We start from the raw sequence: 10,877 nt of genomic DNA, 5'->3' as shown, positions 1-10,877 counted from the left end.
GCGGTGCGCCACCGGGTGGCGCACCGCGACGGCGTTAGGCTCGGCGGCATGGAGGAGGAGCCGGCAGCGGCGGATGAGCGGCCCAAGAGACGCAGACGGCGCTGGCCGTGGATCGTCGCCGCCGTGGTGATCGTGTTCGGCGCGGTGACCGCGCGGGTGTTCGTCTGGCCGGACCTGCCGCCGTTGCCGGACCGGGCCGACGCCATCGTGGAGCTCGGCGGGCCCGGCAACCGCGACGAGGCCGCGCTGCGGCTGGCCCGGGAACACCGGGCGCCGGTGCTGGTCCAGTCGACCGTTGAAGCCGAGGCGGGGACGGACAGGTGCCTGCCGCCCGTCCCCGACGTGACGATCATGTGCTTCCATGCCGAGGACACCCAGGGCGAGGCCCGGGCGATCGCCGGGCTGGCCGCCGAGCACCACTGGACCTCGGTCATCCTGGTCACCACGCCCGATCATGCCTGGCGCGCCCGGCTGATCGTGTCGAGGTGCTTCCCCGGCCCGGTCGCGGTCAGCACCAGCCCGCTGCCCGCCCTGGACTGGTTCCGCCAGATCCCCTACCAGTGGGGCGCCAGCGTCAAGGCCGTGGTCTTCGACCGGGGCTGCTGAACCGGGTTCAGGGCAGCAGCGTGCTCTGGTCGAGCAGCACCTGCCAGCGGCCGCGGTCCATGGTGTAGGTCAGCGAGGCCAGGAAGTGCCGCGGCCCGTTCGCGTCCACGATCGTGAAGTCGGTGATGGCGACGGCGGTGCGGCAGCCTTCGATGACGGTGCGGACGGGGATGACAGTGGAGGTGAAGGGCGCGCTGAACAGGCCGGCGAACGCGGTTTCGATCACGGCCCGGGTGGCGAACACCCGGCCGCGCGGGCTGACCAGGGTTGCCTCGTCGCGGTAGAAGGAGGCCAGGCGGTGCGCGTCGCGGTCGTTGAAGGCCTGGTCGAAGCCGCGCTGGGTGCTCTCGAGGGATCTCTTGCAGATCACGTCGATGCCGGTCTCGCCGGACTGGTCGCTGGCCGAGCTGGCGGCGGCGGAGGTGACCAGGGTGCCGGCGACGAGGGCACCGATCAGTAGGGCGGCGAACCTCTTCATGTGCGTGTCTCCCAAGGGTTTCGAGTGTTTCGTTGAGCGGACCGGCAGGGGCGCCGGTCACGGATGTGGGCCGGGGCCCTGCTTCAGCCGGTGCGTACCGCCAGCTGGGTCGCTCGCAAGCTCGCTCCCGCACACTGCGCGGCCGAAGACCTGTCCGGACCTCCTGAATGTGCGCCAGGCACTCGTCCTTGCCGCCGGCGAAGCCGGCGGCGGGCCAGCCCGGCGCGTTCTCCCGGCCGGCCGGCCAACCTGCCGAGCAGCCCGGCCGGCCGGCTGCGGGTGGCGGCGTCCACCAGCGCGGCGGAGCGCTCCAGGCACAGCGCCACCGGCACCTCCGGGTCGGTCGCCGCGGCGGGCAGGAACGCCGGCAGGTGCGCGATCCTGCGCTCGGCCGTGTCCGGATCGAACAGATCGAAGCTGTACTCCAGGTCCGCGCCGAGCCGGCCGTCCCGGCCGGCGAACCGGAAGGTCAGGTCCACCGTGGCCGTTCGGGTGTGGACCAGCTCCGGCTCGGCGGGCGTAACTCCCGGCAGCCGCAGCGGCGGCGTGCTCTGCCGGTTCAGCTGTGCCTGGTAGATCGGCGCGTGCCCAAGATCCCGTTGCGGCGCAACGGTTTCCACGACCCGCTCGAACGGGGTGCCGGCGTAGCCGAGGCCGTCCAGGGTGACGTCGCACACCCGGGAGGGCAATTCGCGGAACGTCGGGTTGCCGGCGACCGGGACCCGCGGCGGCATCGTGTTGACGAACAGTCCGATCAGGTGCTCGGTCTCCGGGCTGGGCCGCCCGCCCACCGCCGGGCGGATCACCACGTCATCCTGCCCGCGGTAACGGGAAAGTAGCCCGGCGCAGGCCGCCAGCAGCACCGGCTCACCGGCGCGCTCCTCGAACACCGGGCGCAGCACCGCCACCGGCACGTTGTACAGCGCCGAACCCGGCTCCATCCGGTCCACGAACCACAACCGCTGCTGCCCGAACGACGGCGTGTCCAGACCCGTCACGGCCTTCCACCGGACACCATTGCGATACTCCCCCTTGGGTATGCTGGTAACGCTTGGATTTGCCGGCGATCCGCCGTAGTTCGCGCAGCGCTGAGAGAATATGCCCAGATACCCCCAAAACGCCCTCAGCCGAACGCGCCAACCTCGCTACGGCAATCGGAGCATGCCGCCCAAAGGGGCATGAGCAAACGCCCGAACGGCCGGACATCGGGGCGGGAAACCCGGCATCGGTGGTTCACGATCGTTCACTGATGGGCGGCTGCACCCGGCTTGCTGCCAACGTCGTGGAGCTTCGTCCACTTCAGAGTCTGGGCAGTGACCAGATTCTCCACCTTCTCCGCCAGCCGCTGCACCCGGTCCGGTCCGGCGTACTCCCCCGCCTGTGCCTGGAAAAGGTTCTTCTCGTGCCTCAGCGCCTCGGCGGTGGCCCGGTACTGCACCCAGTTGTTCTGCCACTGGTACAGCTGCTGGAGACCCTCGGCGACCACCACCACGGCCGCCAGCGCCGCAGTCACGGCGGCCGGCGCGGAGAGCCCGGCCACCACCGGCACCGACGCCCCCACCACCAGCTGCATGAGCTTGACCTGTTTGTAGGCTTTCTGCGCCTTGATGCTCTTCTGGTCGTGCCAGGTGAACTGGTCGTCCAGGCGCGCAATCGTGGCGGCGGCGTCCAACGGGCCGGGCTGTGCCAACTGATCAACCACCGTCGAAGCATACGCGGGGAGGGCAACGTGCGGGTGTTTCTCAGTCACCGCACCGACAGCGAGGGCCCGCTCGCCCACCGGCTGTCCGCAGACCTGGAGGCGCAGGGCATCCCCACCTGGATCGCCCCGCGCGACATCGACCCCGGAGTCACGTGGCCCCAGGCCATCGAAGCGGGCCTGCAGGCCTGCACCCACGTCGCGGTCCTGCTGTCCGAACCGGCCCTGCAGTCCCGTGCGGTGCAACAGGAACTGCAGATCGCCGAGATGCTCCAGGTCGACGGTACAGTCACGCTGGTCCCGGTGCTGGCCGAGCGGATCACCATGCCGCCGTGGCTGCGCGTCCTCCAGGCCGTCGACCTCACCGGCAGCTACGACGACGGCCTCGCCGCCCTGGTCCGCTTCCTGCGCCAGCCCACCGCCGGCCCGGCCGCCACCGCTCCCGACCGGCGCGGCGTGATCCTGCACCGGGTCCGCCGTGGCGAGCGCATCGACCTGCTGGCCGCCCGCTACCTCGGCTCCCCCGCGGACTGGCGGCTGATCGCCGACGACAACCCCGGCCTGGACACGTCCGCACTCGCCCCGGGCACCGTGGTCGCCATCCGGCGGCGCCGGTGAGCGGAGCTTGCGGAGCGAACCATCGAACACCGCCTCGGCGCCGAGGAACGAGGCGCCGAATTCTCCACCGCCGAGTTTGCGAGGCGGTGGCGTGAGCGGGGCCTGGACCACCGGCTGGGGATTTCCGCTGAGCGTCGACGCCCGCGGCCGGGTGGCGCTGCACTCCGGCTGCGGCGCCGTCGACGCGGCGCTGGCGGTGCTGATCGGCACGGTCGCCGGCGAGCGTCCGATGCGGCCCGACTTCGGCATCCGGCTGGACTGGACGACCGAGGAGCTGCCGGACCGCATCCGCGAGCTCGTCGAGACGTTCGAGCCACGGATCGACGTGTCCCGGGTGGAACTGGTCGACTCGGCGAGCATCGGTTACGCCCCAGCGACCCGCTACCTCCGGGGCATGGCCGTCGTCCGGATCGGATACGTGTTGAGATCCACCGGGGAGCGTTGGCATTTCGAGGGGAGCTTCGAATGGATCGAATAGCAGCGGACGGCCGGCTGCCGATTCCCACCCTGGATGACCGACGCTTCCAGGATCTGGTCGAGCAGGCGATGCGGCTACGTGATCAGCGATGCCCGGAGTGGAACAGCGCCGAGCCGGGCGATCCCGGGGTAATGCTCATCGAGATCTTCGCGTTCATGATCGACCAGCTGATCTACCGACTCAACCAGGTCCCGGACCGCATGTACTCGACCTTCCTCAACATGGTCGGCGTGCGTACCCGCCCGGGCGCGGTCGCCGAGACCCAGGTGGATTTCTTCGCGGCGACACCGGACCAGACCATCAGGATTCCCCGAGGCACCCGGATCGCCACACAGGCCACCGACGACGCGGAACCGGTGGAGTTCAGTACGGTCGAGGAAGCTGTCGTCCAGCCGACCGAGATGCGCTGGACGACGCTGATGGTGGCTGGCCAGGTGACGCCACTCCAGGTAGGGCACCCGGTGCTGCTGGGCGAAGCCGGGGACGAGGTCCTCGCTCTCGGCTTCTCCGACGCCTTCCCCGGATCGCTGATGCTCGTGGACCTGTTGATCGATCACAGCGTCGCCAACACTCTGACGTGGAGCGTGTCGGGTCAGCACGGCTGGACTCCGGCGGAAACGGAGCAGCGGCGAACAGACGACGGCGTGCGGTTCATCGTCGACACCGGATCCGAATGGGCAGGTACGCGACTGGGCGAGGTCACCGCGCACTGGATTCGCCTGCGGCTCCCGGCACCCCTCGCGCTTTCGGTCCGGGTGCAGGTGATCGAGACGGTCTGTGTCGGTGTCATGGCAAGGGCACACCACGCCAGCGCGATTCAAGGCGAGCGGGCCGGGGTGAGCGACGGCCGGCCGGCGCAGCGGTTCCGTACCCACCGCGCGCCGGTATTGCCGGAGCGGTGGCGGATTCTGGTCGGCGAGGCGGAGTGGCAGGCGGTGGACTCCCTGGTCAACTCCACTCCGGACGACCGGCACGTTGAGCTGGACACGATCAGCGGCGAGATCCAGTTCGGCGACGGGGCGCACGGCGCGATCCCTCCCGAGGGCGCGGCGGTTGTCGTCGACTACCTGACCGGTGGCGGCTCGGCCGGCAACGTCGCCGCGCACACGCTCGCGGTGCAGCACGACGCCGTCCCGTTCATCTCCTTCGTGCAGAACCGGATGCCGGCCTGGGGTGGCCGGGACCCGGAACCGGTGGAGGAGGCCAGAAGGCGGGCGCCCGCCGTACTGCGCTCGGGGTGGCGGGCGGTCTCGCCGGCGGACTTCGAACAGCTGGCGCTGCAGGCGACGCCGCTGTTGGCGCGGGCGCGCTGCGTGGCCGGCGGCGAAGGCGGTCCCCGGGCCCGGGTGCTGCTGGTGCCGCAGGCCGGGCCGGACGAGGACTCGTTCGGCGCGCTGGGCCCGACCAGCGCCGTGTTCGAGGAGGTGCTCGCGTTCCTGTCCGAACGCCGGGTGGTCGGCGTCAGCCTCCTTCTGGAGCCGCCGCACTATGTCGGCGTGCGGGTCGTGGCCAGCATCACCGCCATCCGGAACGCACAGGTCGAGCAGGTGGCGAACCGGGCCGCGGCGGCGGTACGCACGTACCTTCATCCGGTGACCGGCGGGCGGGACCGGAGGGGTTGGCCGTTCGGGCGGCGACTGGTCGCCGGGGAGCTGTTCGGTGTGCTGCTCGACGTCCCCGGCGTCGACGTCGTGGACGACCTCCAGATCTTCCCAGCCGACCCGGTCACCGACGAGGCCGGCACGGCGACCGACCGGCTCGAACTGCCGCCGGACGGCCTGTTCTGGCCCATGCCGGCGCACGTTCGGGTAACGCTGCCATGAACCGGCTGGCCGACCTGCTGCCGCGGCAGATGCGCGAGGACGAGTTCCTCATGCGGCTGGTCGCCGTGTTCGACGAGCTACTGAACACGGTGGCGGTCCCGGTCGACAACCTGGCCCTGCTCGCACACCCCGCACTGGCCCCGGATCCGATGGTCGACTGGCTGTGCTCCTGGCTCGGCTGGGATCTGCCGCCGGGCTGGCCGTCGATGAACGCCAAGCGCCGCTTCCTGGACGCCGCCGGCGAACTGCTCACCTACCGGGGCACCGAGCACGGCATCCGGCGGCTGGTGGAGGTGCTCGGCGGCTCGGAGGTCTCCGCGGTGGAGGTCCTCGAACCGGGCTTCGTGGTGGTCAACGACGGCTCGGCGTTGCCGGCTCCGGTGGGAGACATCGAGATCCGGATCTCCGGCTCGCTTGTGGACACCTGGCCGGAGCACGACCTCGCCCATCTGGAGCGGCTCGTCCTCGGCGACGTGGTGGCCGGCCACCGGGCGGCGGTCACACTTCTGCGGGCTGAACCACCCACTCCCCCGACCCCAGATCGGCGGTGATCATCAATGCCTCGGCGCCGGTGATCCGGGGCGACAGCCGAACCGTCACCTTCGACGGTACCGAGCGGGAGCCGCTGGTGTTGAGCGCATCGGGAACGACACCCGGCGGGGCCGAGATCTGGAAACTTATCTGCCGGCCGGCATGGGTTACGGTGAGGTCATCACCGGCCAGGCCGGTCAGTTCACGCACCTGCCGCTCGGTATCGGCTTCGTCCCCACGGAAGGTCGCCCGCCGCAGGACGTTGAGCAGCCGCGTGGTCGCGATGCGACGCAAGGCGGGTTCGGACGAGAGCGTGCGGACGCCACAGGTTCTGATGCCCCAGCCGGAGATGGCGCGCAGCGCGTTGATGCCGACCGGGGTGAGGATGTCCAGCTCGGGCCCGGTCAGGTCGGTGGCGACGTCCAGAACCCCTTCCAGCACAAGGTTTCCCGGTGAGTGCGCGGCACGGGCCCAGGCGGCCGCGACGTGCCCGCAGGATGGCACGGTCACCAGGTCGCCGTTAGGCGCGGCGACGCGCACCCATGGGTAGTAGAGCGCACCATAGGCGGTGTCGGCGCCGGAGCTGTTGATCCGCCAGTCCTTGACCTCCTGCGGCGTGAGGTCCGGCGGTGGGTCCACTATGGCCATTCGGTCACCGGCCCGCTCGCAGGCGGCGAACATCATGGCGTGGGCGCGGTTCCAGTTCTCCTGATCCTGGGCAAGGTGGACCAGCTCGGGGAAGCAGACCACGTCGATCTCGAGGTTGGCCAGTTCCTCGAGTTCGCCCTCGAACGGAACGAGGTGGCAGGTGCCGCCGCCGCCGGCGAACCAGCCGTCCAGGGCGTGCCGCAGCGGACCGTGGATCCGGGGCCACCGGGACTCGAACGCGCTGTCCAGCTGAGTCGGGCCGAACGGCGGGTAGGTCAGGAACGCGGCGTGGAGCGGGCGCCGGGGCTGGGTCACCTTCGTATTGTGGGGGTAGGAAGTGCACTGAAGGCGGCCTTCGGGACGTTGAACGTCCTGAAGGCCGCCTTCAGTGCACTTCAGCCGCCGCGAGCCGGAGCGGGGCGGAGGTTGTTCAGGCCGCGCAGCACCCGTTCCATCAGGTCCAGGTCGGGGCGGTCGTCCGGGCCGCTCTGGTTGTGGTGGACGTCGATGAGGCCGAGGCTGGACATGTCGCCGAGCAGGACGCGGATCACGCCCAGTGGCAAGGAGAGGAGCGCGCCGACTTCGGCGACGGAGCGGGAGCGGCGGCAGAGACGGGCGACGGACTGGTGCTCGGTGCAGAGGGTGTCGAGCATGCGTTCAGCGCGCTCGCTTGTGGACACCAGGGTTTCGATGGCCAGGTGGAAGTCGGACTGGGTGCGGCCGCCGGTCCAGGCGTAGGCGCGCACCGTGGCGGCGGCCTCCTCGGGCAGGTCGTCAAGCGGGCCCAAGGTGCCTTCCACGGTGTGCTTCTGGGGTTCGGGGGCGGCGTGCCGGGTGCGCGGGCGGTGACCGCCGGTGAGGCCGAAACCGTTGAGCACGTCGGCGAAGGTCTCCTCCGGTGTGACCCCCCCGTCGTCCGTACTCATGAATCACCTCACGGGCATCAACCTGCGGCCAGCGTGGCCCGCAGCTGCGGGGTAAGGATCTGCCCGACCTGGTCCACCAGCACGGTCATCTCGTACGCCACCTGCGAGACGTCGCAGTCGCGCGTGGCCAGCACGGCGAGGCAGGAGCCGTCCCGGATCGAGGTGAGCAGCAGCACGCCGTAGTCCATCTCCACGACCACGCGGGTCACCTGCTCGGCGCCGAGGACCCGGGCCGCGCCCAGGTTGAGGCTGACGATGCCGGCGGCGATGGCGGACATCTGCTCGGCCCGGTCCACCGGCAACCGGTGCGACGCGGTGAGCAGGAGCCCGTCCACGGAGATCACCACCGCGTGTGCCACGCCCGGCACGTTGTCGGCGAAGTTGTTGATCAGCCAGCCGAACTGGCTCACCTGGTGGGAGCGTCCCGGTAACGCCTGTGTCACGTGCTCCCCTCCTCGTTGCTCTCCTCAGTCCGGCGGAGGCCCGCCTGGAAACTGCTGAGGAACCCGCGGGCCCGTGCCGCGTCCCGCGGTCCGGTCGCCGGCCGCCCGCGCTGCTGCTGGGTGGAGAGCAGCTGGGCCTGGGGGACCCGTTTGGGCAGCCCGCCGGGACCCTGTTGGGTGGGCATCGCGGCGGGCGGCGGAAGCGTTACCGGTGCGGCACCCGGCTGTCCCTTGGGACCCGCGGACCGCAACCAGGTGAAGTCGCCGCCGTATGCGCCGTCCTCGACCGGGGTTCGGGGCGCGAACAGGATCGACGCCGGCGACGTGGCGTCCGGAACGTCGGGCAGCCTCACGAAGATCCCCGCCGACTCCAGCCGGCCGGTCACCCCGTTGCCACCGGACGAAACCAGCGCCGGCTCCGGCCGCGGCACGGCGCCGAACTCATGCCGCGGCACGGCTTCGGGTTCCGGCTGCGGCACGGCCGGCACCGGTTCGATATTGGTCAGCGTCGGGGCGTCCGCCTCCGGCACCGGCTCACCGTCCCGGTGCACCAGATCGGCCGGCACGTAAAGCGACGCCATGAGCCCGGGCTCGCCATCGTCCCGTTTGGCCAGACGCACCCGGATGCCGTGCCGGGCGGTCAGGCTGCCCACTACGAACAGTCCCATCTGACGGGACACGGGCACGTCGACGCCACCGCCGGCGGCCACTCTTTCGCTGGCCTCGAGGAGTTCCGCGTCACCCATGCCAATGCCCTGGTCAACGATGTCGATCAGAACCGACCCGTCCTCGGTCAATCGGCTGGTGATGATCACCTGCGTGGTCGGCGGCGAGAACGCGGTGGCGTTCTCCACCAGCTCCGCGACCGACCGGACCAGGTCGCCCGCGGCGTAGCCGATGATACGAGCCATCGGTGCGGACCGGACGATGGCACGCTGATAGTGCTCCACTTCGGACACCGCGGCGCGCAGCACGTCCGGCAGCGCCATCGGCTCGGTCGCCCGGCGGCCGAGGTCCATTCCGGACAGCACCATGAGGTTCTCGTTGTTGCGCCGCATCCGGGTGGCCAGATGGTCCAGTTTGAACAGGTTGGCCAGCGCCTCCGGGTCGTCGGCGCGCTGCTCGAGCTGCTCCATCAGCCGCAGCTGCCGCTCCACCAGGCCCTGGCTGCGCCGGGACAGGTTGACGAAGATGTTGCGCAGGTTGCTGCGCAGGCTCGCCTCCTCCGCCGCCGAACGCACCGCCTGGCCGTTGACCGCGTCGAACGCCCGGGCCAGCTGGCCGAACTCCTCGGTGGTCTGCAACGGAACCGGCTCGATGACCACCTTCGCGCCCTCGCCGGCCCGGATGCTGGCCACCGCCGCGGGCAGCCGGTTGAGCGCCACGTCCAGCGCGGTGCGGTGCAGCACCCGCACCGAGCGCACCAGGTACCGGCCGATCACGCCGCCGATGCCGCCGGCCAGCAGCACCATCACCAGCAGCAGCACGGCCTGCGCGCCGGCCCGGTTGCTGACGCTGTCCTGCAGTTCGGCGGCCTCGCTCTGAAGCTGCGCGGCGGCGGCCCGGGAGAGATCCGCCATCCGGTCGGCGGTCTCCTCGGAGGTGGCGTTCCACTGCTGCGCGGAGAACGGAAGGGCGATGGTGCCGTTGTCGCGGGCGCCCTGCACCAGGGTCAGCCGGGTGTCCACCTCCGAACCGGTCACGGTCGCCTCGTACCGCCGCCAGAGGTCGGCGGGCGCCACCGTGCGGGTGTCGCCGATCTTGTCGTCGAGCCGGGCGCTGGCCTCGACGAGCAGGTTGTGCTCGATCGAGGTGAGGTGGCCGCGGTACAGCCCGACCAGCCCGATCGCCTGCTGGAAGCTGACCTGCTCGCCGGCCATCTGCAGGTCGTAGAGCGCCGCGGACAGGCCCGTGAGCTGCTCCTGGGGGAACCGGCTGACCAGGGTGCGGTCGAAGTCGAGCACCGAGTTGATCACGCTGCTGTACGCGGCGAGCGCCACCGCCGGGTGCGCACGCTCGGCCACCCCCTGCCGCGCCGACGGCAGTGTGCCGAGCGCCACGGTCAGGTCCTGATACCTGGCGCTCGGCAGCGGGCCGAGGTCGGGCACCTGCCGGACCAGGGCGGTCATGCCGGCCACCGTCATGTCGGTGCCCTGGGCCCATCGCTGGTAGACCGGGGACGGCGAGCTGAGCTGCTGCACGGCGAGCGCGCGCTCGTGCTGCAGGACCGACAGCACCGAGACCAGCTCGCCGCGCACCGCGGCCAGCCGCTCGACGTCGGAGTAGGAGTTGGCGAGCTCGACGTCGGCCCGAACCCGCAGCACACCCAGCACCAGTGCCGCGATGACCGGCACGACCAGCACCATGCTCAACTTGATCAGCAACGGCCAGTTGCGCCACTGCACGGCCGCCGCCAACCATGCCGGATGGCGGCCGGGCGGGCGCAGGGTGGCGCCCTCGGCGTTCACGAGATACGCCTCACTGAAGATCTCCTCACGACATCGCCGTCCCTGCGATGGATATAGCGAGTAACTTAAGGAAGCGTTGGCATTCTGTTCAAGCATCGATTAAGCGACCGGTCGGACACCCTCAGTTAGCGGTCACTCACCGACACGGTCTTATATGAT

The 10,877-nt window shown here is 70.7% G+C and carries 12 protein-coding genes; 5 read left to right on the top strand and 7 right to left on the bottom strand.

What is annotated here, in order from left to right:
- Positions 1-606: YdcF family protein (locus tag VGR06_RS16060; RefSeq protein WP_327559882.1), on the top strand; the 606-nt coding region annotated here is incomplete at its 5' end.
- Positions 607-613: 7 nt separating this feature from the next.
- Here the strand turns inward: VGR06_RS16060 and VGR06_RS16055 are convergent.
- The 3 genes from VGR06_RS16055 to VGR06_RS16045 all read right to left on the bottom strand — a co-directional run bounded on the left by VGR06_RS16055 (position 614) and on the right by VGR06_RS16045 (position 2,786).
- On the bottom strand, positions 614-1,084 hold the full coding sequence (locus VGR06_RS16055) for a nuclear transport factor 2 family protein (RefSeq protein WP_327559881.1): 471 nt from the start codon (positions 1,082-1,084) through the stop codon (positions 614-616).
- Between the two features lie 83 nt (positions 1,085-1,167).
- A complete protein-coding gene (locus VGR06_RS16050) occupies positions 1,168-2,082 on the bottom strand; it encodes a condensation domain-containing protein (protein ID WP_327559880.1) in 915 nt (304 codons plus the stop codon).
- 245 nt (positions 2,083-2,327) lie between these two features.
- Positions 2,328-2,786, bottom strand: a complete 459-nt coding sequence (locus VGR06_RS16045) for a DUF4231 domain-containing protein (RefSeq protein ID WP_327559879.1) — start codon at positions 2,784-2,786, stop codon at positions 2,328-2,330.
- A 27-nt stretch (positions 2,787-2,813) separates the two neighbouring features.
- Here VGR06_RS16045 and VGR06_RS16040 point away from each other — a divergent pair, with 27 nt between their 5' ends.
- From VGR06_RS16040 to VGR06_RS16025, 4 genes are all read left to right on the top strand, one after another.
- Positions 2,814-3,401, top strand: a complete 588-nt coding sequence (locus VGR06_RS16040) for a toll/interleukin-1 receptor domain-containing protein (protein WP_327559878.1) — start codon at positions 2,814-2,816, stop codon at positions 3,399-3,401.
- A gap of 91 nt (positions 3,402-3,492) precedes the next feature.
- Positions 3,493-3,879 (top strand): GPW/gp25 family protein, encoded by a 387-nt coding sequence (locus VGR06_RS16035; protein ID WP_327559877.1) that lies wholly within the window; start codon positions 3,493-3,495, stop codon positions 3,877-3,879.
- A complete protein-coding gene (locus tag VGR06_RS16030) occupies positions 3,867-5,702 on the top strand; it encodes a putative baseplate assembly protein (protein ID WP_327559876.1) in 1,836 nt (611 codons plus the stop codon). The genes VGR06_RS16035 and VGR06_RS16030 overlap by 13 nt, the downstream gene beginning before the upstream one ends.
- Positions 5,699-6,253, top strand: coding sequence for a phage tail protein (locus tag VGR06_RS16025; RefSeq protein WP_327559875.1), 555 nt, complete (start codon positions 5,699-5,701; stop codon positions 6,251-6,253). The genes VGR06_RS16030 and VGR06_RS16025 overlap by 4 nt, the downstream gene beginning before the upstream one ends.
- Here the strand turns inward: VGR06_RS16025 and VGR06_RS16020 are convergent.
- The 4 genes from VGR06_RS16020 to VGR06_RS16005 all read right to left on the bottom strand — a co-directional run bounded on the left by VGR06_RS16020 (position 6,201) and on the right by VGR06_RS16005 (position 10,718).
- Positions 6,201-7,196: a hypothetical protein gene (locus tag VGR06_RS16020; RefSeq protein ID WP_327559874.1), complete on the bottom strand. Its 996-nt coding sequence runs from the start codon at positions 7,194-7,196 to the stop codon at positions 6,201-6,203. The genes VGR06_RS16025 and VGR06_RS16020 overlap by 53 nt on opposite strands.
- 80 nt (positions 7,197-7,276) lie before the next feature.
- Complete coding sequence (locus VGR06_RS16015; protein WP_327559873.1) at positions 7,277-7,807, bottom strand: DUF742 domain-containing protein; 531 nt, start codon at positions 7,805-7,807, stop codon at positions 7,277-7,279.
- Between the two features lie 17 nt (positions 7,808-7,824).
- Positions 7,825-8,250 carry a roadblock/LC7 domain-containing protein gene (locus VGR06_RS16010; protein WP_327559872.1) on the bottom strand — a complete coding sequence of 142 codons (426 nt, stop codon included), beginning with the start codon at positions 8,248-8,250 and terminating at the stop codon, positions 7,825-7,827.
- Complete coding sequence (locus VGR06_RS16005; protein ID WP_327559871.1) at positions 8,247-10,718, bottom strand: nitrate- and nitrite sensing domain-containing protein; 2,472 nt, start codon at positions 10,716-10,718, stop codon at positions 8,247-8,249. Before VGR06_RS16005 ends, VGR06_RS16010 begins: the two co-directional genes overlap by 4 nt.
- Between the last annotated feature and the right edge of the window lie 159 nt (positions 10,719-10,877).

This window comes from Actinophytocola sp. (assembly GCF_036002505.1).
Classification (GTDB): domain Bacteria; phylum Actinomycetota; class Actinomycetes; order Mycobacteriales; family Pseudonocardiaceae; genus DASYTH01.
This window is presented reverse-complemented; position numbering and strand designations above follow the sequence as displayed.

What these genes read in the sequence shown, in the direction of transcription:
- VGR06_RS16055 (WP_327559881.1), bottom strand. Translation starts at nt 1,084, where the DNA reads ATGAAGAGGTTCGCCGCCCTACTGATCGGTGCCCTCGTCGCCGGCACC.
- VGR06_RS16030 (WP_327559876.1), top strand. Translation starts at nt 3,867, where the DNA reads ATGGATCGAATAGCAGCGGACGGCCGGCTGCCGATTCCCACCCTGGAT.
- VGR06_RS16025 (WP_327559875.1), top strand. Translation starts at nt 5,699, where the DNA reads ATGAACCGGCTGGCCGACCTGCTGCCGCGGCAGATGCGCGAGGACGAG.
- VGR06_RS16015 (WP_327559873.1), bottom strand. Translation starts at nt 7,807, where the DNA reads ATGAGTACGGACGACGGGGGGGTCACACCGGAGGAGACCTTCGCCGAC.